Here is a 21,312-nt window from a genome sequence, read left to right on the forward strand (position 1 = left end):
GCCGATCATGCTTCGACAAGGCTTTAGTCCTGAGCGTAGTCGAAGGATCAGCACGAACGGCTTGACGACAGAAGACAGTGATTTCGGGAAGTTATTTTTAACCAAATCCTAAGCTGCTAAACCTCCTCAAATGATCATAGGATAAAGAAATAGTTCAGATTGTTGTCATTTCCTCTGAAAAACACCTCGGTATGGTTTCGCTGGGTGGCATATACGGAGGAAATTTTGCCAACACCGGCGGCTACCGGAAAGTCTCTGAAGTTTTCATCGTCATGCGCCCAGCCGCCTCCTTGCACCGGAACATGGAAGTTATTGAGGCGACCGTCTTCGCCCCGGAAAAACACCTCGGCATGTTGCCGCTGAGTCGAGAAAACCGCACTGATCTCCCCGTCCCACGCTACCTTCGCAGTTTTGAAAGCCTCGCCATCATGTCGCCATCCGCCATCGCTAACATAAAAATAATGCAGATAACCGTCTTCCCCTCGGAAAAACACCTCGGAACACTTTCGTTGCGGGGCAAAAACCGCGCTGACCGCGCCGCCGACTTTTACTGCTTTGAAAGCCTCGCCATCATGTCGCCATCCGCCATCACTAACATAAAAGTAATGCAGATAGCCGTCTTCCCCTCGGAAAAACACCTCGGCATGCTGCCGCTGAGCCGAGAAAACTGCGCTGATCTCCCCGTCCCAGGCCACCTTCGCAACTTTGAAGCTCTCGCCATCATGCCGCCATCCGCCATCGCTAACATAAAAGTAATGCAGATAACCGTCTTCACCTCGGAAAAACACCTCGGAATGGTTTCGTTGCGGGGAAAAAACCGCGCTCACCGCGCCGCTGACTTTCGCCGCTTTGAAGCTCACGTCATCATACGCCCAGCCGCCCTCTGGTGTAGGGATATAAAAGTAATGCAGGTAACCGTCCTCACCTCGGAAAAACACCTCGGAATGATTTTGTTGCGGGGAAAAAACCGCGCTGACCGCACCGCCGACTTTCGCCGCTTTGAAGCTCGCGCCATCATGTCGCCAGCCGCCATCGATAACATAAAAGTAATGCAGGTAACCGTCTTCACCTCGGAAAAACACCTCGGAATGGTTTCGTTGCGGCGCGAAAACGGCACTCAGCTCCCCGCCTGCCTTCGCAGCCCCAAAGCTGCCACTGCTACTATCATGATACCAGTTTTGTCGGCCAACACTGGACTGCATCCACGTTGCATAGGGATGATACGCTTTGTCTGCCAGGGGGTGAGCTGTCCGCCAGGGAATAAAGCGGTTACCCGAATCTAATTTCAATAATTTCCATACCCCATCAACGTATAATTTGAGCCCATTAGCGTATGCTTCATTAAGTTCACCATAATATTTGCTTCCTAGCTCGTATACCTTATTGACTTCAGCATGGATATTAGGTGAATAGCGCGGATCTCCCTGGGCCTTAAGGAATGCGTCCTGTTCAACCAGCTTGCCAAATATTCCATTGACATCATCAGTGGTATCGAAGAGATGTCCCGCCATCTGCAGTGCCGGATGGACAAGTCCGTGGGCTCCGCCGCAAAAAGCACGGGAATCTGATCTGTACAGAACAATGGGCCGTCCCATGGCAAAGGCCATCCCGGCTTCGGCAACGGCGCCGTCATCAGGAACCCGGCCGTTGAGATTAATGACGAAATAATCGCATTTGACCAGATGGTATACGTCGATAGTAAACGAGTTAATATCCGCATAGTGGAGCGCAGTCGCCGCTATCACGCCCGCCGAATTATCCAAATCCCCCATCATGGCTTCTACGCCGTCGCGGTGCGGAAGATAAGTATGTGGCCCTGCCCCTTCTCCTGCCCGCGCTATATCTATAGATTCGGCAATTTTTGCTATTTCACGGATTTCTGCGGGACAAAACAGCGGGCCTGAGCAGTAAACATTCCCATAGCGGATGCCCGACGGTTTCTCATTGTATGGGAGCAGCTTTTCCACCAATGGGTCATTCTTCATTGCCGTCAGGACTTCTACCAAGTTACGGCCTTTGTAGTTCGTCCACACTTTCTCTCCAAGCTTCTGCAGCGATTTGTTATACCCAGGGATAAACTCGCTTTTCCAAGAATTACTGTTGTACATGCTAACCTGAGATTTAACGCGGTCGCTAAGGTTCTTTATGTCTTTCACCGGCTCGTAGTTTAAGCATAAACCGGTTATCATCGAATTATCACCCGTTGACATGAATGTCCGATAATCCGATTTATACAAGACAACAGGCTTCCCAGTCGCGAATGCAACAGCCGCCCAAAACACCGAACCTTCGTCCGGCGTCCTGCCGTCCAAGACGAGGACACATGCATCGCTCGTTTGGATAAGGTTATAAAAATTAACCGCGCTGCTCAGAAGAATGGCCCTTTTTGCTTCCGACGCATTCGCTGAATCATGGCTGGACAAGAACTCAAACAGTTGTTTGTCGAATCCGTCGATGTATGGCTGATAGGTTGTGTATTTTTGTTTACCGTATTCGAGTTCCGCTCTGGCTCTATCAGCAACCCAGCGTTCATCTTCGGTGTACATTGGAGATAGAATTGATATTTTTCCTGTTGTCATACAATTATCCTCTTTGATTGTTTTTGATTAGGACGACCCGTTACACACGGCGATGTCGTACTACTCGGTTATTTTCAAACTCCCTAAGCGCTCTCGTTAGGTTCAGCAAAACTACTCGTCAAATCCGACTTTCGTTTCCGACCGTTGCAAGAACCCACAATTAGATATACACAATTAGATATACACATTTAAAATGTATATTAAACTCAAATAGCCGAGGTGTAGTGGCGCATAATGCCGCATACTTAATCCGTTAGAATAGATGCTATAGTACTTACATTATTGATAGCAACCTTATTTATGCAAACTTCAAATACATACTTGGATCAGGTCCGTGATCGTATCCGCATTAAGCACTAAAGCATCCGTACAGAAACGCAATAGCGCAATGGATCAAGCGATTTATTCTGTTTCATGGCAAACGGCATCCGCAAAAAATGGGGTCCACTTTAGTGGGACGTTTTTAACGCATCTGGCGGTTAATGGACATGTATCGGCTTCGACACAAATCCAAGCATTGTCGGTGGCGCTGTTTTTATACAAGGAGGTGCTGGCTTGGTGCGGATGAGCGGCGTATATGGGCTAATGGCGAATAGGCTGCACGGAGCCGGGATGCATATGCTTGCGGGTTAAGGATGTGGATTTCGAGCGCGGTGAGATTCTGATCAGTGACGGCAAGGGCGTGTTAAGTCCATTGGATCAGCTCTGACACTCTATATTGCCGACACTCGCGACTTGAGCCTTTTTTTTGAGTCGCCGTCCGGCACATGCGCCTCTATCCGCCCCTCACCGCAAAACCCACATTAACCCATCCCTTTTATGTTTTTTATTGAAAAACACGCCCTAATCTCCTATCCTCCACGCTGAGGTTTTGGCTGGAAGGTTAAAGCCTTTGCTCACTATGCTCTAAACTACTCGCATTGGAGACTGTATGAAGATTGGTATACCTAAAGAAATTCACCCAGGTGAAAAGCGTGTGGCCACTACGCCCGAGGCCGCAGAACAAATTATAAAACTGGGTTTTTCCGTCCTGGTCGAAAGCGGCGCCGGGGTTAGCGCGAATATTTCCGATGAAGCCTACAAAGAAGTGGGCGTTGAAATCGTTGACGATGCCAAGACATTATGGAAATCAGCTGACATCGTCATGAAAGTTCGCGCACCCGAGCAGCACCCTGAGCTGGCATTGGACGAAATCGATCTGTTACCTGAAGGCGGCCGTTTAATCAGTTTTATCTGGCCTGCGCAAAATGAAGCATTAATGCAGAAACTGGCCGCCAAGAACGCCACGGTTCTGGCTATGGACAGCGTGCCGCGCATGTCCAGGGCGCAAAAGCTCGATGCGCTCAGCTCCATGGCTAACATTGCCGGTTATCGGGCCGTCATTGAAGCCGCTCAACATTTCGGCCGGTTCTTCACCGGACAAATTACCGCCGCCGGTAAAATCCCGCCCGCCAAGGTGCTGGTGATCGGCGCAGGCGTTGCAGGCCTTGCTGCGATTGGTACGGCAAAGGGCATGGGCGCTATCGTCAGGGCTTTCGATACCCGGCCCGAAGTTAAAGAACAAATCGAAAGCATGGACGCCGAGTTTTTGCTGCTGGACTTTAAGGAGGAAGGCGCCGGTGCCGGCGGTTATGCCAAAACCATGTCCAAGGAGTTCATCGAAGCTGAAATGGCCTTGTTTGCCAGACAGGCGATGGAAGTGGACATCATTGTCACCACCGCGCTGATTCCCGGCAAACCGGCCCCCAAGCTGATCACGGAAGGCATGGTCGAATCGATGAAGCCGGGCAGCATCATTGTCGATCTTGCGGCCGAGCAAGGCGGCAACTGTGCGTTGACCGAGAAAGATCAGGTTGTCGTCAAACACGGCGTGACGATTATCGGCTACAGCAATTTACCCAGCCGTTTGGCCAACCAATCGAGCCAGCTTTATGCGACCAACCTGAGGCATTTGCTAACGGAGCTTTGCCCCGAAAAGAACGGTACGATCAACGTCAACATGGAAGACGAAGTGATACGCGGCACGACGGTCATTAAAGAAGGCAAAATCACCTGGCCGCCGCCACCGCCCAAACTCTCCGCCGCCCCTGCCCCGCAAACCGAAGCGCCCGCTTGTGCAGAGGTACAGGAACCGAAAAAACCAAGCGTGATTAAGCAGTTTATACCCTTGGTTATCGCCGGATTGGCTCTATTCGGCATCGGTGCAGTTGCCCCGGCGTCGTTCATGACGCACTTTACTGTGTTTGTGCTGGCCTGTTTCATCGGCTATCAGGTGATATGGAATGTGACCGCATCTCTACATACTCCGTTGATGAGTGTGACCAATGCCATTAGCGGCATTATTGTGATAGGCGCCTTGGTGCAGGTTTCCTCGCCGACCTTAAATATCAGCATCCTTGCCGGATCGGCGATACTCATTGCATCTATCAATATTGCCGGCGGCTTTTTAGTCACCCGTCGTATGTTAGAAATGTTCAGAAAATAACAGGAGAATATGATGTCCCATAGTTTAGTCACGATGTCTTACATCGTCGCCACCATTCTGTTCATTTTTAGTTTAAGCGGATTAAGTAATCAGGAAACAGCCCGCCGAGGCAATTATTACGGCATGTTGGGCATGGCGATTGCCATTCTCGCTACCGCCTTAAGCGCATCGGTTACCTCATACACCATTTTAATCGTTGCGTTGCTGATCGGCGGCGCTATCGGTGCGAGAGCCGCATTAAAAGTTGAAATGACGCAAATGCCGGAACTGGTCGCTATCATGCATAGCTTGGTCGGTATGGCCGCCGTGTTGGTGGGCTATGCCAATTTCATGGACACTTCTGCAACACTTACCGGCGTAGAAAAAACCATCCATGAAGTGGAAATTTACATCGGCATACTGATCGGAGCGGTGACCTTTTCAGGCTCGGTGATTGCTTTCGGCAAACTCAGCGAACGTATCAGCGGCAAGCCGATGTTACTGCCCGGCCGCCATTGGTTCAATTTAGCTCTGTTGATTGCAGCCGTGGTTCTGGGTTGGATGTTTTTACAAGAAACCGAAACCGGCGGCGGCTCCTTACCTTTATGGATTATGACCGGGATTGCGCTGGTGTTCGGCATACACATGGTCATGGCTATCGGCGGTGCCGATATGCCGGTGGTGGTGTCGATGCTGAACAGCTATTCAGGCTGGGCGGCGGCGGCAACCGGTTTCATGTTAAGCAACGATTTGTTGATTGTAACCGGCGCATTGGTCGGCAGCAGCGGCGCGATCTTGAGTTACATCATGTGCCGCGCGATGAACCGCAATTTTATCAGCGTGATTGCCGGCGGTTTTGGCACCTCGGGCGGTGAAGCAGCGGTAGTTGAAGGCGAAGTAACCCCGATCAATGCCGAAGAAACCGCGCAATTGTTGCTGGATGCCAAAAACATCATGATCATTCCAGGCTACGGCATGGCGGTTGCGCAAGCTCAACATACGGTTAATGAAATCACCAAACTGTTGCGCGATAAAGGCAAGAAGGTCGGTTTCGGCATCCATCCGGTTGCAGGAAGAATGCCCGGCCACATGAACGTGCTGCTGGCCGAAGCCAAAGTGCCTTACGACATCGTTTATGAAATGGACGAGATCAATGACGATTGGGCGCATGTTGACGTATCGATCGTGATCGGCGCGAATGACATCGTCAATCCGTCCGCACTGGACGATCCCAACAGCCCGATTGCCGGTATGCCGGTGCTGGAGTGCTGGAAAGGCGAAACTACCATCGTGCTTAAACGCAGCATGGCGTCAGGCTATGCCGGCGTCGGTAATCCTCTATTCGTTCTGGAAAACACCCGCATGTTGTTCGGCGACGCCAATGCGACTATGCAAGCGGTGTTGAAGGCGTTGAAAGGGTAATAAGGTTAAGCCGTTCGTGGTGAGTTTGCCGAACCATGAACGGCTTAACACCTTCAAACCTTGGTGGTCAATTAATCATACCGAGGATTTTTTCAGATTTATAACACCCGTTTATCCGAAACAATCCCGCCATTTTCGACACGATTCCGGCCGTTATGTTTGGCTCTGTACAAGGCTGAATCGGCTGCTTTAACCAGGCGGGCGGCAATCTCGTCGTCTACCGGGATAGATAGGCCATCCGGCACGTAAGTTGACACTCCAACAGAAACGGTAACCGAGATGGAAATATCATTAAATGCAATGACCAGCGCCTGGATTGCTTTGCGCACGCGTTCCGCAGTTTCAAGAGCCTTGGGTTCATCGGTATTGGACAATAAAGCGACAAACTCTTCGCCACCGTAACGGACAAATACGTCGTTGTTTCTTAACTGGTTTCTTATGGCGGCGGCCACCAGCGCCAAAACCAGATCGCCGCCTTGATGACCAAAGCGGTCATTAACCGACTTAAAATAATCTATATCAAAAAACTGGCAGGATAGCGGCTCGGCATTGCGCTGGCAGCTGCGTAATTCTTCGCCTATGCGCTGTTCCAAAAAGCGTCTGTTATTAACGCCAGTCAATGCGTCGATATAACTAACCCGTCTTATTTCTTCAATATTAAGGTTATTTTCAAGGCAGACGCTGACGACAGAACTGAGGTGATCGATGAAGTCCGTCGCCATATTGCCTGCGAATCTATCAGGCTGATAGCTGCCCAGATTTAAAGTCCCCAGATATTTACCCCGGCGGGTTAAAGGCGTAATGGCGACGGTGGTCGGTTGTCTTTCAATGTGCGGAAAAAAACCGGAGCATAGAGTGCTGTCATAAGCGCCGACATAGGCTTCAACGGCCTTTGACTTTAACGGCTTGTCCAGCAGTATTAAACCGTTTTTTGAGCTGTACGAGTAACTATTAAGCGTCTTTTCGATTTCACCGGTCTCATCGCTCAAGCATAAACTGACCACGTCAAGATCGAAATAATTTTTGGCTTCATCAAGCAAGTGATCAATAATATCCGACAAGGAATTGAGCTTTAACAATCTCAATTCGAATGCCTGAAACTTCTGCAAGGTAGCGCTGTTTTGCTGAACGCGCTCAAGCATCGTTTCCAAGTGACTTTGCAGCTGAGTTAAATCGGTGGTTAAATCTTCTTCCACGTTATTCTCTGAATAGGTAAGACAACCCCGTAAGCCTAGCAGCTTCTTGAAAAGAATTCAGCCAGCCATCTGTTTTATTACATAGATTCCCGGGGTCTTTTTGCTTGAGTCATGTTACCTCCCTTATGTGACGATAATGCAATTCGTCTGTGATTATCGTCACATAACGGTATGTTCCTGGCATATTTTCTCACTATCGCTTTGGCTGAGCTGTTCTTTAGTTAAGCCGCAAACAAAGCCCTCCGAGGTGGTGGTAAAATGTTTACAGGTTTTACATAGCCCAAACGATTGGGATTTATTGGCTTTTTGCAATGCCGTCAACGCATTAACAAAAACGTTTTCCTGGCTTTCATTTTCGTTAAAGATTGCCGATGCTTGGCTGTATAAATCTTCCGGACGGGCTTTATTCAGGATAGTATCGCCTTCAGTCAAAAGACTAAGGTGCACCATACGCCGGTCGTTTACATCGGCTGTTTTTTTAATGTAGCCTTTTTTTTCCAACAACTGCAAGGTTTGGGAAACGGTACCGCGAGTCATACCCAGGTAATTGGTCAACGCTGCCGGGGTGTCGCTGTAACGGTTGCAGCGGGACAAATAGTCCATTACCTGCAAATGAACCGGTTGCAAACCTAATTCCGTACACTTCTTACGTTCTTCGGACCGGATCAGCGCAGACATCCGCTCGATTAATTCAAATACATCAACTTTTTCCATAGAGCCTGTAAACATTTATTAATGTTGACAAAAAAGATATTCTATCATATTTAATCAAGTGTCGAATCGATATTGCATGTGCGAATTTTTAATTGCTTTCCCTGTCGGCTAAAAAGGCTATCGCTACGGCCGGAGCACAGTCGGCTGTCGTCATGCCCGACTGAATTTCGGCTACCGGCAATAAGTCGGAAAAATCCAGATAAGGGCGGTCTAAGTTCAATGCAATCTGTTTAACCAGAAACCGCCCTACTCCGGCACCGATCAATGGACTGTTTTGTGGGAGCTGATGTTTGAATAGCCGATTCTCACAACCGCATTGTATTTGCCGCATTTGTCGGGCGCGGATATTTTGAGCGAATTGCAGCCAACGCGGCAGTTCATCGGGATAAAAATCACAACCTATCATTCGCGATAACCGCCTGGCGCTGGCGAGGACTGTTTTTTCCGCGCCATCGGCTGTGTCGGTTTGGTCATGTGCATCATCCAGTTCGCCGGTGACGCGATAGACATCGGCCATGGTGGCAAAATATTCGGCCATCAAGCCGATTTTTTTGCCTTGATCCAGCGCTGTTTGCGTAACGGCCATCACGGCGGTTCTGACGATGCCGGTATAAATCAATTCTTCAGATATTAAACGCTGGTAATCGGTGTAACCCTCCGCTAGCACCTGCCCTTCATTAAGCAAGAGTATATCCGTGGTGGTGCTGCCGCAATCGACAAAAAGCCCGCTGTCCAGCTTTTGAGCGGTGAATAAGGCGCTGGCCAGCCAGTTAGCGGAGGCGATAGACGCATAGCGCCCGGATTCAATGTGCGGGGCTTTTAAAAAGCCTTGCCGGCCTGCAAAAACCAGTATTTCAGTTCCCGGCAACAGATCGGTCATCGTCTGGATGATTTGCTTAACGCCATGATCCCGGTTATCGAACAAATCGACCAGTTCGCCGGTCATGGTCATCGCGTGACGGTGATTTGAACCGGCCAGTTCCTGCATGATAGTGTTTACCGCATGTTGCAGTTGATCCAGCCCCTTCCATAACGGACAAGGTTGCTGATAAACGGCGATAACCTTATCCGCGCTGATTACCGCGGCTTTGACGTGAGCGCCACCTATATCCCAGCCTACGACATTAGCTTGCATTGGCTTCCTGTTTTGTTTGAACGGTAATGGATCTGTTGCATACAGGGTTGAGTATCGGGTCGCCATGCACTAACTGCAAAACGGCCTCGACAATGTTGATGCCTAAAGCATCGTATATACCGGCAAATGAGCTGGTCAGGCGGGGATTTATTTCCAGCACCCAAGTTTCTTCGGCGGTTTCTATCAAATCGATCCCGGCATATCCCCACAACTCAGGCAAAGCGAGTCCTATCTTATCGATCAATTGCTGATACTCGCCTGAGTCAGGATGATGATTAACGGCAATCTCAGCCAAGTGATATTGCCGGTTGATGAATTCAAAACGCTGCAAATTGGCGCAAATTAACCAAGCTCGGCCTTGCTTGAATAAACATGAAAGGCTGGTTTTCTTGCCTTGAAGATGGGGCTGAATGATGTATTGCTTTTTGTGTGCAGTCATCTGTTCAACATCTTGCCGGTTAGTGACGACATAACTGTCCGCACAGCCTACGCCGTCAACCGGTTTGATTATCCATTCACCGCCCGTCCCGAGCCGGTCTAAGGGCTGGGAATAACTATCGTCAAGCATCTGGGTGGGCACAGTCGCTATCTGATTTCGGTTGAGCAGCCGATAAGTCTTGAATTTGTTACCGGCAACGGCAATAGCTGCGGCAGACGACGTCAGTAACCGCTTGCCCAATGATTCGACCGTTTGGCACAGGTTTTGTAAAATACCGTCGAATTCGGGTGCTATCGGCCAGACCAGATCACATTGTTTAGCCAACTTGGAAAATTCTTCGATGGCATCATGCTCCGGCCTGATGAGAGCTGTGTTTATTCCGGGGATGTCTGCTGAGTCGTCAAGCCGCCAGTCGAGCATGACAGTGACTTCAAGACTGTCTAATTTAGTCAGATTATCCAACAACGCATGAAGCATCAAGCGACCTTCACCGGCCAGAGAATCCGGCAACTCCTGCTTATTAAAGCCGCCGCCAGTGATATACTCAAACACCAGAATTTTCACAATACTCAATTAAACACACTATTACGGCTATAAATTAGACCGTAATATTGTATCACCAGCCAAACCATGCTTTATGAAAATAATCCCGGTAATAGACTTAAAGGACGGCATCGTGGTTCACGCCCGGCAAGGCAATCGCGAACATTATCAACCGATTAATACTGCGCTGTGCCAATCGTTTGATATTTTTCAGGTGATTGAGGCGTTCCTGGGCGTTTATGCGTTCGATACCTTTTATATCGCAGACTTGGATGCGATTACCCATCAGGGCGACCATAACCAATTGATAGCTGACGTGCTGGCGCGTTTCCCTCAAATAACGTTCTGGGTAGACAAGGGTTATCAAGCCTATGAAACTAGCGTAGACCATCCCCAAAACTGCCTGCCCATTATTGGCAGTGAATCCTATAGTGATCAAACTGTTGCAGAAATTAAAGCTTACAAAAACAACTTTATTCTTTCGCTGGATTATTCAAATTCCGGTGCTTTGGGCGCGGCAAGTCTTTTTTCCGACCACACTTTTTGGCCGAAAAACATCATCATCATGACGCTGGCGCGTGTCGGCAGCAACAATGGTCCTGATCTGGACAAACTAACTGAGTTTTGCCGGCGATATCCGGGCAAAAACTTTATTGCGGCGGGCGGCATAAGAAACAAGCAAGATTTAATCGCTTTAAGCAGAGCGGGGATTGATCAGGCGCTTGTCGCCAGTGCGTTGCATTCCGGCATGCTTAAGTCTGAAGATATTGCAGAACTCCAGGCAAAGCTTCCGCTCCTGCTCCTCACCGCCCGAACCACAGGGATGTGGTGAATGCAGCTACAGCAGGAGCCTTATCTGCATTCACCACATCCTGTAGGCAAAAAAATACCCCGATTAACGGGGTATTTTTAGCATTCTTGATAACTAAATAAAACTTAGTTAGCAGCGAATGGATGTACAGCAGTACCTTTAGCAGCAACAACTTCAGCCGCAGTAGGAGTACCGGCAACAGCACGTTTCAGAGCTTCTTTAGTCGCTTCGTAGTTGTATTGTTGGATTTTAGCATCGTCTTCTGCAGCCCAGTGAATGAAAACACCAACTGATACGAATAAATCATCAGCTTCAGCAGCAGGAATTGTGCCGTCTTCAACACAATCAGCAACAGCCATAGCAACACCGCGTTGTGCTGGGCCAAACATTTGAACAGCTTGTTTTGCGCCTTTGATTGTTACTTTGTTGAACATAACAGTAGATGGTTTAACCATCAGGTTAGGTGCAACAACAGCTAACAGGCTAGAAAAGCCGTCTTTGTTGTTTGTTAAGCAGTTTGCAAATGCAGTTTCAGCTGCTGAACCACGTGGTCCAACCATCAAATCGATGTGAGCAACTTCGTTGCCTTCGCCAACCAAAGATTCGCCAACGCATAATTTATTGATTTTAGCCATGCTTAATATCCCCTGTGAAGAAAAAAATGAAAAAATTGAATCTACTATCGACATTATAAATGTCCCCTTATTTGTTTTTAACAAATTCCTTTTGAAGCCCTATTAGTAACAGGTTTGTTACTGATTAAGATCCTCTAAAAATGCCGTGAATACTGTCGCCACTATCATGTCGGCTGTCGTACCCGGATTTATACTATAAAACTTAAGCTCCTGATCCAGGCAAAAAAGCAACGGCTTTATTTGTTCAGGATTATCAGTTTTAGACAGCTCCTCACTGAGTCGAGCCATCTTGGTGGCTACCATCTCAGAGTACTGATCTCCGTATTTCCTTTCAATATGGCTGTCGGGAAACTGGCTCAGCATATCAGCATATACCGCGACTGCCGCCCAATTTCTATCGCCCCACCGATTAAAGCCCTCATTGTATCTTAAAACCGAGAAATTAAAAATATCTTTGTACCCTGTGAGGTATTGAAGCGCGATCCGATCTTTCTCGCTGGCAATTTTCATCGCCTCAAGCAAGGTAACCGATGCTTTTTCATTGACATCCTGTTCATCAGAGCTGCCTAAACCACCCGGCGATGCTAATGTTATGGCCTTAAAAACCCAGTCGGCATCGTCTATCGTTGATTCGATAAGAACCTTGCTGACCGCCTGTCTTAACGTTAATCCTGAATGCTTGTGGCTGGCCGCCTGAATCAATGGCGCACAAAGCAAAATAATACCTAAATTGGTGTTACAGCCTACCGCTTCACGCGTAGCTTTGACCGCATAATAGATTTTTTCGCCCAAGGAATAATCCGGGTTGCAAAGAGGCTCCGCGCTGACCTTGGCGCTGGTTCTGAAATCGGCCACGGTCATATCATGACCATCCACGTAAACACTGACATTGCCGGGCTTAAATGCCTGCACGTCAACCTCGCAGGCTTGCCGATAAAGCTCGCTGAGTTGCTCCGGCGAAATCGTCATGCGGCGACAGTTTTTTTGTTCATCTTGCGGGTAATTAAATCGTCCGCCATCAGCCCGGCGATACTGACGTCGCAAACGCTTTCCAGTCCTTTCCAGGCCGGTATGCTGTTAACTTCAATGACCGTGCAACGCCCTTCCCTGTCCCGGATAATATCGACCCCGGCATAATCCATAGCCAATGCAGTCGTCGCTTTAACGGCCAAATCGACCATTTCAGGTTCCAAATCAATCAGCTCGCAGGCCGCGCCACGGGCAACGTTATTGAGCCAGAATTTCCCGCGCCTTCTCATTGCGGCAACTGCTCGGCCGTTAATTACAAAAACGCGATGATCGGAAAAACCCTCGCCTTCGCAATGAACAAAGCGTTGTAGATAATAGACGCCATGACTGCCGGTCAGCCAAAATAAGTCGGTCGATTTTTCAATGCGGCGTATGCCTTCGCCCTGCGAGCCGAACAAGGGTTTGCTGATCAACAAATTACCTTGTTTTAATTCGGCTTCCGCAATCCTTAAGGCTTCGTCACGGTCGCGCAGCACCCAGGTCATCGGCGTCGGCAATCCTGCATTGTGCAATAAGAAACTGGTCATGGCTTTATCGACACTGCGTTCTACCGCATGCCCGTCATTGTAGACCGGAATCCCCATCGCCTTTAACGCATGTAGAAAATCCAGATACAACACGACTTCCTCCAGCGAGCCGCCAGGTACGCCGCGCACAAAAGCCGCATCGGGAAGCGCGTGTTCAAAGCCTGGAATAAAAATCGGCTGTCTGCCGGGTTCGATTGCAAACTGGCATTCTGTCAGCGAAACATAGTCACAGCTATAGCCGCGGCTGGCGAAGGCCAAGCTTAATTGTTTGCCATGCCAGCCGGGATCATCGGTAAAAATTACTATACGACCCACGCTACGATCTACGCTCCAAACGACTGATCCAGTAAGGCATTATCCAGCTTCCCCGCACGGAAACTTTTACCTGATTCCACCGCAGTCACAATGACACTGGCGGGACTGAACAACATCGCGTCGATCTTGAAGAAGTCGTACTCATACTGCTTGAAGATGTCCGCAAACGGTTTGCCGTAATCTTTGGAGGTTGAACTTGGCAGTTCATTAGCCAGTTTTTCAGCCGCTTCGTCGCTGCCTTTTACAAAGATATGCACTTGACCTGCGAACAGGATCGCATCATTGGTACGGCCCATCGCTTTGACAAAATTAGGGTGCGGAGGGCAGATCGGCGCACTACCGCTACCGTCGATAATGTTTTCAAGTGGGAAATGCAAGGCGTGAGCCTTATGCATGGCCACTTCAAGTACGCGCGCAACCACTTGTACGCCACCGGCCAGACTGCTGGTCGGAGTAACAATGATGGTCAGTTTGGATGGATCGACCTTGCAGGCGGCGGCGACTTTTTCAACGATTTCAACCGGCGGCACTGCATCATTTTCAATCACTAACACAGTGGCATCATGAGTGTCCTGATAATCCAGTTCCTTGTACAACTCTTCAACCGGTTCCTGCTTGCCGTCTTTCACCTTGGTCGCCATCGCACGCGCCGGGCCTGAGCCTAATGCGTAATATTTTTCATGGGACAAGCTCCAGCCTGCATATTGGCTACCCAGGCAGCCCAAAACAGGATTGCCGGTGTGTACGTTTACCGACAGCGGCCAGTTGGTTGTGTAAGGGCTGTGACTGATGGTTACGGTACCCATGCCGCCGAGGCAGATTTCAGCGATAATGCGGCCGGCTTCGATTCCGCCCGGTACCTTAATGCCCGCGTCGATAATGGTGCAGCCATTGGCTAACTTTTCCACACCTAAACGTAATTTGTCCGCATTATCGAGTAAATGCTGAACCAAGGGTTGGGTTAATTTGTTAACGCTGGCTGTATATTCCATGACGGTCATAACCTTCTAGTTTGCTAATAATAAGTTGTTGTTTAGTCCGCAGTTGTTCCACTACCGACCGTGAGTTTTTTTGGTGCGCAATAATACTGCACAATGGCTGTCCTGCGCGACACATATTGCCGGGTTTGGGCAAATCCATACACCAATCGGGCCATTCGAATCGGTCGGGAATGGTTAAATCATGATCGGCGTAAACGACTTGATAAGCCGAATGATAATCCCGCCATGCGGCGCAATACGCTACGCTATTGCGGCCTAAACACGCCTGAATATGCCTGGACAGCAAGTCCTGATCATACAACTGCATGCTGGCGGAAGGCCGGGGATTGATTTCCAGAACATAACCGCAATCATCCGCATGAATAAAATCCAGCGAATTTAAGCCTTTTAGCCTGAACGCCGGAACCATTTGTTCGAGCCAGTCTGTTATCACCGCTTTGTGTACATCCGATAGATCACAGCGATTGACCACGCCGGAAAAAACAAATTCCTGAGTCTCGCTTAAACAAACCGGCCATTGGCGGTTAAAACCGATGACTTGCATCTGCTGTCCGTCAGCCAGGAACAGCACCGAATGGGGTGTGCCTGCTTGAAATTTTTGCCAGTAAACCGGTTCTTTTGTTTCGTCATCGGCATGGTAACGTTTTATCCCGACACCGCCCTGCCCTTGCATAGGCTTTAGCAGCCAATCATCGACGTATTCAGGCACGCTGAACACAACCTCGGGATAGGGAATATTTAACTGATCCAACGTCGAAAAAAACGCCGGCTTATCCAGCTGCCGTGCAAAAACATCTGGATGGTTGCCTAGGATAATCAGGCGGTTATTCAGGTAATACAGGCTTTCGGGATAACATTCGAAACCGCTGCCGTAAATGGCATGGGTGACGGCATAGCGTTCGATAAAGCAATCTACGGCAGGCGCCAAGTCTTGCTCGGCTAATGACTTTACCTGGCGGAAATCTTCCGCGCAGCCTTGCGTGTCCAGATCGGCAAACAGATCAATGACCAGCGGCTTCAAGCCGGCGTTTTTTGCAGCCTGCGCCAGCATGCGTCCTGAACCGGCGACTATCAATATCGTTTCCACGTTACATCATGTTCTAACCAACAAAAACATCCCCGCCACTGTTCCGCGCACTGGCGACAACAAAACTCAACTTATCGAAATGCGCAAAGGCCTGTCTGGCCCGATCTGCAATCGATTCAGCCAATTGAAGCCCATCAATGGCGCAAAACCCGGTCGGCCCCCACGAAGTCTGGCCGATAGCCACCGCGCCTTGTTGCTCCAACCATTGCATGGCCGCCGCGACTTCGGGACTGGTAAAAACACCGCCCTGGGCCGAAGAGAAATGCTCGCCAACCGAGTGTTGCAGTTGGGTAATCACATCGCCGAATTTAATAATGTCGTTTTCAGCCACCGCAGGCAGGCCCTGCATCAACAGCAAATAGCATAAGCGAGCGGCTTCCTGTTGTGGAAACGGCGGCAGTTCCTTAAAAGCCTGTATTTCTTGCTGACCATGCAGCCCCTGGCCGCGCTGATCGAACACCAGAATAAACCGCCAGTCGTCCGGCACATCCATGTGCGCCAATACCGGCGGCGTGACGGTTTTTTCGCCGCGGCCGCCATCGACAACCAGGCCGCCCTGTTCAAAAACGCCGATGCCGATGCCGGAACGCAGGCCCCGGTCGGTCACGGCGGCGATTTCACGCACAGTTAGACCCAAGCCGTAAAATTCATTAAGTGCCGCACCGATTGCCAGCGACATTTGCGTGCCAGACCCCAAGCCTACATGCTCGGGTATCGCTGTTTCAATCGTGATATTAAGTTGGTCGGAAACGTGTAGCGCCTCGCATAACTTGGACACGCATTTTTTTGCACGCGGCGCGGCAGGGCCTGTAACGGTGAGATGCTCGGCACCGGTTACTGACAGGCGGGTGCTGATTTCATTAAGCGCAACGCCGATGCTGCCGAAATGCCGGCCCAATGATCCGCTTAAATCGATGAAGCCCATGTGCAATCTGGCGGGGGCTATGACTGAGACTTTAGAATGATGAACTATCAAGGTTTACGCTGTGTTGTGCTGCAAAAAATTGCAGGAAGTATACATGATCGACCTATCGGCTGCGAACTAAGCGCTGATAACGTCCGTCAATTGCGCCAAATCGCTAACCATTAAATCGCACAGTTCAATGGTCCGCGGATCGACCTGCACTGTCGACGGTATAAAAACTGAAACAGCCCCTGCTCTGGATGCCGCGACGATGCCGACATGAGAATCTTCAACCACCAAGCACCGACCGATGTCCACTTGCAACAGCTCGGCGGCTTTTAAAAAAACATCCGGTTCCGGCTTGCCGTGCTGCACGTGATCGCGGGTGACGACGATTGGAAAAACCTGTTCAATCCCAGCCAACTCCAGGCATTCCAGGGCATTTACCATCAAGCTGTTAGTCGCAAGGCAATAAGGCATGTTTTGCCGATTCAGCAATTCAAGCAACCCGGTAAAGCCGCGTTTGATTTGTATTCCGTGGACAGCAACATATTCACGCCAAAAATCGCCGCTCAAGCGCTTGAAAATTTGCAAATCGAATTCAGCCCCGCAATATTCAATCAGCTTCAGTTCGACATCGTGGTAATGCAACCCTGACAGCGACGGACAAAAATCCTCTGAAAAATCATAGCCCATCGCATGCGCTGCCCGTTGCCAGGCGATCATGAACGTACTCTCGGTATCCAGAACCAGTCCGTCCATATCGAATATAACCGCAGAAAAATCGGCCAACTTAATCACTGAATAACCTTGATGTATTCCCCATGCGCTTCACGGCTGGAACCGACCACGATGCGCTTCAGGCCTTGTTCCGATTGCTCCAGTACGCCGGAGACTTCCACGATCTCGCCGCTGACAGCCTGCCCGGTATAGGTTGCCGTAAAGCTGACGATAGAACTGACTTGCTGATGGTCTATCTTAAATTCAGCCGGGTAATCGAATGCGCGAGCATCGTCGACCACCCTGCACTGCAAGGTAATCGCCCCGCATTTTTGGTAATTGACCGCCTCAGACCGTGCGCAATGATCGATAAAATTCAAATCGAATTTCCGCCCGTTAATCACAGCCTTGTTGCATTTGCGCCGTTCGTGCCAGATATAGTTGTCAAGACTCAAATCGCAGGACCGGCGTTCGTATGATTGTTGCCAATCCCGATCATTCAAGGACTGCAAATGCCCCTGCTCGATCAGCTTGCGCGTAATAGCCCGGCATTGGTGAAAAACCTCCCGGACGTAACAGACCAAATCAATATCCGAACCTTGATTTTGCACGCCGACCAATATGGAACCCGTGACCCCGGTTTGCGCCAGATCCAGCCCATGTTGCCCAAATAATTCACATAATCGGAACAAATCCCGCTCGATAGCGTCATGCTGACTTGCCCGCATAACCTGCTGCAACCGGTGTTTGGGTTGATGATGCTTGACGATCCTGTCTACGGCGACCGCATGCAAATGCGCATCCAAAACCGGGGAATAATGCAGATAATCGGGATGCTGCTGTTTCAGGATAGTATTGGCTTGTTCAGTCGCAACCTTTTTCCAACCCGAAGAGGTAAGCACATAGCGTAAAAAACACAGCGCCTTGCCGTCTTCCAGGCCCTGTGCCACCACGGCAAAAATAAGCCCCTCGGCGGTTTCAATAAAATCTTTGGCAAAAAACATGCTTGGAATAAATCACTCGAAAATATAATCGCATATATTAACCGATATGGCGTAAGCGAAGGTTATGAAGGACACAACGCTTAGTAACTGATGTTTTCTCGTTCCCACGCGCTATGTTACTGCCGTTAAGTTAAGTTCAAATGGAGTGCAAGGCTGGCCTTGCGCTCCAGCCGCTGGAATAACTTGGCGGATTCAACTCCGAAGTGCATTCTACGCACTCCATTACCGCGCGACAAATAGGACAAAAACTATCCGAGCGCAACATCAATTACGAGAGCAGATTGCGGCGACCACAAATAAAGTAGAAGCGTACAACGGATTTTCCAAATGGCTGTTTTTCGGTGGCGAAGGCGTGATTGCTGATAATGATCCCGAAGAACAGGAAAAGGTCATCAAATATATGATTTGGTTGTTAATGCCGTGATATTTCAAATATGTGGTCGATCAGACACGTATTCTGCGAATACTGAAGAAAGAGGGATTCCCGGTAAATCGGGAGAGCGTGGCAACACTCAGTCCATACGTCACGGGTCATATCAAGCGTTTTGGCGATTACATTATCGATTCAAACGCCATTCCAGAGCCGATAGATCCGACGTTGCCTATATAAATCAACCGGAATTTATCCTATGTCCTATTTTCACACGTATGTCGGTTGTACCCGTTTAATAGCTGAAATTTACAACGTTGATAATGCCGTTCTGTATCATTTTATCGATAACCTGTTGCACGCAAACATCCAACTCCTCTGTGCCGGTATCAACGGTGAGCTCGCAATTTTCAGGCGCTTCGTAGGGCGAGGTGATGCCGGTGAATTCGGCTAATTGTCCTGCACGGGCCTTCTTGTACAGGCCTTTTACATCGCGCAATTCGCAAATTTCGATAGGCGTGTCGCAATAAATTTCGATAAAGTCGCCCGGCTCCACTATGCCGCGAACACGCTCACGGTCTGCACAATAAGGGGAGATGAACGCGGTGAGAACAATAGTGCCGGCCTCCATAAACATCTTGGCCATTTCGCCGATACGGCGAATGTTTTCCTGGCGGTCTTGCGCCGAAAAACCCAGGTCAGCGCACAAACCGTGGCGCACGTTATCGCCATCCAGCACGAAAGTGCGGCAACCCCGATGGTGCAGCTCTTCTTCGACCGCATGAGCCAGCGTGGATTTGCCTGACCCGGATAATCCGGTAAACCATAAAATAACGCCGCGATGCCCGTTTAGGGCTTCGCGCTGAACCCGTTTAATGGTAGCGTCATGCCAGACGATATGGTTTGAAACAGGCCTATGTACCCTTTGCCCAGGGAACATAGGCGAACTCCTTTTTGCTTTTTCGAAATTGCGGCTTCTATCCGCGCTGCCGCCCAATTCAATATCGCCCAATCTTAACTCCAAGTGCTCGCCAGTCTCGATCAACTGTGGTTTATTCATCAACCGTTCCTCATCAGTACGTGGAAAAACTCAATGCCGGTCTGGAGCTGAATTGCTCCAACACAATGTGGACGATTGGCTTTAATTTTCTCCTCATGGCTGCCGGCTACCCCATCGGGAAAAAGAATTTCAAATGACGCACACAACGTTATACCATAGCGGTTAATGGTTACTTTTAGCGGAGCTTCACCTTGAAAAACCTTTTAGCCTTGATTTTGATAATGCTGCTTGGCAATAGCGTCTTTGCCGCAGACACAATAATTGAAGTAATCCCGCTGACCAATAGACCGGCTTCCGAGATTGTGCCGCTGTTGGCCCCGTTGCTTGGAGATAGCGCCCAACTTGTTGATAACGGTTCCAATCTACTGGTCAAGACTACGCCCGACCGATTGGCCGAAATCAAGTCCGTCGTCAAGCAACTGGATGTCCGCCAAAGCAATCTGTCCATCACCCTCATTCAAAGCAAACAGACTACCGCCGCCGAACTTAACGCAGCCACAGGAATCAATCTGAAGGTTGCCGGGGGGAATTCATCAAAATCCGGCGGCAGCATGGGCGTTGATGTCTATCAGACTCAAGCCAAAAGCACCGATGAAAGCACCCAAACCGTTAGAACGCTGGATGGCGTACCGGCCCACATTAATGTCGGCAGCACTTATCTAAGACAAAATTTTCCCGGCTATTTTTACCCCTCGACTACCGAATATATCGAAGCGACCACCGGTTTTGAGGTAACCCCCAGACTGACCGGACAGCAGGTTATTCTTAGCGTCTCGCCGTGGTCGGAAAAAATGAACGGCCGTGGACAAATCGACACCCAGAATATGCAATCAACACTCAGAGTTAATCTGGGCGAATGGGTGGAGCTCGGGGGAGTTGGAGACAACAACGGGGGCAACTCAAACAGCAAAATTGTTACTACGCGCCGAGTTGACAAGAACCAGCGGCATATTTTAATTAAAGTCGACCGGGTTGATTAAGGGGTCTTGTTGCAAAACTAAAACCGGACCGGCAACGCAAAAGGTTGGTCCGCCCTGAGGCCTTGATTAGTCCGTCAATGCAGCCAGCCTCTGCTCCAGAGTTTTATGGAGGGTTTGGTATTTTGCCCAAACAGCCCGGCTATCGAGACGCTGATCGGCTTCGATGCATTCCTTCAGCAGAGCTGTCTTAGCCTCATCCGACAAGCCGCGCTCCCCCATCGGATACAGGATATTGTCTTCCTTAAAAATATGTTCTTTCTTAGATTCAACTCATAAGTGCAATCGGCACTAATCGGAAAAGAAAAAGGTTAACTGATATAGTTTCACGCTTTTTTCAATCCGACCAAAGACGAGAAAGCGCATGAGAAACTATAAAC

The 21,312-nt window shown here is 49.4% G+C and carries 20 protein-coding genes and 1 pseudogene; 6 read left to right on the plus strand and 15 right to left on the minus strand.

What is annotated here, in order from left to right:
* Positions 1-134: 134 nt before the first annotated feature.
* Positions 135-2,579: a nucleoside 2-deoxyribosyltransferase gene (locus tag V3O24_RS08005; protein ID WP_331306849.1), complete on the minus strand. Its 2,445-nt coding sequence runs from the start codon at positions 2,577-2,579 to the stop codon at positions 135-137.
* Positions 2,580-2,967: 388 nt separating this feature from the next.
* Between V3O24_RS08005 and V3O24_RS08010 the strand changes: the two genes are divergently transcribed.
* The 3 genes from V3O24_RS08010 (at position 2,968) to pntB (ending at position 6,465) form a co-directional block, all read left to right on the plus strand.
* Positions 2,968-3,147, plus strand: a complete 180-nt coding sequence (locus tag V3O24_RS08010) for a hypothetical protein (RefSeq protein WP_331306850.1) — start codon at positions 2,968-2,970, stop codon at positions 3,145-3,147.
* 363 nt (positions 3,148-3,510) lie between these two features.
* On the plus strand, positions 3,511-5,064 hold the full coding sequence (locus V3O24_RS08015; RefSeq protein WP_331306851.1) for a Re/Si-specific NAD(P)(+) transhydrogenase subunit alpha: 1,554 nt from the start codon (positions 3,511-3,513) through the stop codon (positions 5,062-5,064).
* Positions 5,065-5,076: 12 nt separating this feature from the next.
* The gene (gene pntB / locus V3O24_RS08020; RefSeq protein WP_331306852.1) at positions 5,077-6,465 is read left to right on the plus strand and encodes a Re/Si-specific NAD(P)(+) transhydrogenase subunit beta; all 1,389 of its coding nucleotides are present in this window, start codon (positions 5,077-5,079) and stop codon (positions 6,463-6,465) included.
* 98 nt (positions 6,466-6,563) lie between these two features.
* Here the strand turns inward: pntB and V3O24_RS08025 are convergent, their stop codons facing one another.
* From V3O24_RS08025 to V3O24_RS08040, 4 genes are all read right to left on the minus strand, one after another.
* Positions 6,564-7,661 carry a sensor domain-containing diguanylate cyclase gene (locus V3O24_RS08025; RefSeq protein WP_331306853.1) on the minus strand — a complete coding sequence of 366 codons (1,098 nt, stop codon included), beginning with the start codon at positions 7,659-7,661 and terminating at the stop codon, positions 6,564-6,566.
* Between the two features lie 159 nt (positions 7,662-7,820).
* Positions 7,821-8,375 (minus strand): MarR family winged helix-turn-helix transcriptional regulator, encoded by a 555-nt coding sequence (locus V3O24_RS08030; protein ID WP_104423354.1) that lies wholly within the window; start codon positions 8,373-8,375, stop codon positions 7,821-7,823.
* Positions 8,376-8,463: 88 nt separating this feature from the next.
* Entirely contained in the window at positions 8,464-9,510 is a 1,047-nt protein-coding gene (locus tag V3O24_RS08035) for a hydantoinase/oxoprolinase family protein (RefSeq protein ID WP_104423355.1), read from the minus strand.
* Complete coding sequence (locus V3O24_RS08040) at positions 9,500-10,513, minus strand: ATP-grasp domain-containing protein (protein ID WP_104423356.1); 1,014 nt, start codon at positions 10,511-10,513, stop codon at positions 9,500-9,502. Before V3O24_RS08040 ends, V3O24_RS08035 begins: the two co-directional genes overlap by 11 nt.
* A 73-nt stretch (positions 10,514-10,586) precedes the next feature.
* Here V3O24_RS08040 and V3O24_RS08045 point away from each other — a divergent pair, with 73 nt between their 5' ends.
* Complete coding sequence (locus tag V3O24_RS08045; protein ID WP_104423357.1) at positions 10,587-11,324, plus strand: HisA/HisF-related TIM barrel protein; 738 nt, start codon at positions 10,587-10,589, stop codon at positions 11,322-11,324.
* A gap of 104 nt (positions 11,325-11,428) precedes the next feature.
* Here the strand turns inward: V3O24_RS08045 and fae are convergent, their stop codons facing one another.
* The 8 genes from fae to V3O24_RS08085 form a co-directional block, all read right to left on the minus strand.
* Positions 11,429-11,938, minus strand: a complete 510-nt coding sequence (fae, locus tag V3O24_RS08050; protein WP_027150261.1) for a formaldehyde-activating enzyme — start codon at positions 11,936-11,938, stop codon at positions 11,429-11,431.
* A gap of 117 nt (positions 11,939-12,055) precedes the next feature.
* Positions 12,056-12,907, minus strand: coding sequence for a triphosphoribosyl-dephospho-CoA synthase (locus tag V3O24_RS08055; protein ID WP_331306854.1), 852 nt, complete (start codon positions 12,905-12,907; stop codon positions 12,056-12,058).
* Positions 12,904-13,809: a RimK family alpha-L-glutamate ligase gene (locus V3O24_RS08060; protein WP_331306855.1), complete on the minus strand. Its 906-nt coding sequence runs from the start codon at positions 13,807-13,809 to the stop codon at positions 12,904-12,906. The genes V3O24_RS08055 and V3O24_RS08060 overlap by 4 nt, the downstream gene beginning before the upstream one ends.
* Before the next feature lie 8 nt (positions 13,810-13,817).
* The gene (gene mch / locus V3O24_RS08065; protein WP_331306856.1) at positions 13,818-14,801 is read right to left on the minus strand and encodes a methenyltetrahydromethanopterin cyclohydrolase; all 984 of its coding nucleotides are present in this window, start codon (positions 14,799-14,801) and stop codon (positions 13,818-13,820) included.
* Entirely contained in the window at positions 14,779-15,897 is a 1,119-nt protein-coding gene (locus V3O24_RS08070; protein ID WP_331306857.1) for an ATP-grasp domain-containing protein, read from the minus strand. Before V3O24_RS08070 ends, mch begins: the two co-directional genes overlap by 23 nt.
* A 13-nt stretch (positions 15,898-15,910) precedes the next feature.
* Entirely contained in the window at positions 15,911-16,873 is a 963-nt protein-coding gene (locus V3O24_RS08075) for a beta-ribofuranosylaminobenzene 5'-phosphate synthase family protein (RefSeq protein WP_331306858.1), read from the minus strand.
* 66 nt (positions 16,874-16,939) lie between these two features.
* Complete coding sequence (locus V3O24_RS08080) at positions 16,940-17,602, minus strand: HAD family phosphatase (RefSeq protein ID WP_331306859.1); 663 nt, start codon at positions 17,600-17,602, stop codon at positions 16,940-16,942.
* Positions 17,599-18,525 (minus strand): hypothetical protein, encoded by a 927-nt coding sequence (locus V3O24_RS08085; RefSeq protein ID WP_331306860.1) that lies wholly within the window; start codon positions 18,523-18,525, stop codon positions 17,599-17,601. Before V3O24_RS08085 ends, V3O24_RS08080 begins: the two co-directional genes overlap by 4 nt.
* Before the next feature lie 265 nt (positions 18,526-18,790).
* Here V3O24_RS08085 and V3O24_RS08090 point away from each other — a divergent pair.
* Positions 18,791-19,135 (plus strand): annotated as a pseudogene (locus V3O24_RS08090) (Tn3 family transposase); the annotation flags it as partial.
* A gap of 55 nt (positions 19,136-19,190) precedes the next feature.
* Here the strand turns inward: V3O24_RS08090 and cysC are convergent.
* Positions 19,191-19,835 (minus strand): adenylyl-sulfate kinase, encoded by a 645-nt coding sequence (cysC, locus tag V3O24_RS08095; protein ID WP_104423530.1) that lies wholly within the window; start codon positions 19,833-19,835, stop codon positions 19,191-19,193.
* A 311-nt stretch (positions 19,836-20,146) separates the two neighbouring features.
* On the opposite strand from cysC, the gene V3O24_RS08100 reads away from it, so the two are divergent.
* Entirely contained in the window at positions 20,147-20,935 is a 789-nt protein-coding gene (locus V3O24_RS08100) for a secretin N-terminal domain-containing protein (RefSeq protein ID WP_331306861.1), read from the plus strand.
* Positions 20,936-21,001: 66 nt separating this feature from the next.
* Here the strand turns inward: V3O24_RS08100 and V3O24_RS08105 are convergent, their stop codons facing one another.
* Positions 21,002-21,139, minus strand: a complete 138-nt coding sequence (locus V3O24_RS08105; RefSeq protein ID WP_331306862.1) for a hypothetical protein — start codon at positions 21,137-21,139, stop codon at positions 21,002-21,004.
* Between the last annotated feature and the right edge of the window lie 173 nt (positions 21,140-21,312).

The organism is Methylobacter sp. Wu8 (genome assembly GCF_036440755.1).
Classification (GTDB): Bacteria; Pseudomonadota; Gammaproteobacteria; order Methylococcales; family Methylomonadaceae; genus Methylobacter_A; species Methylobacter_A tundripaludum_A.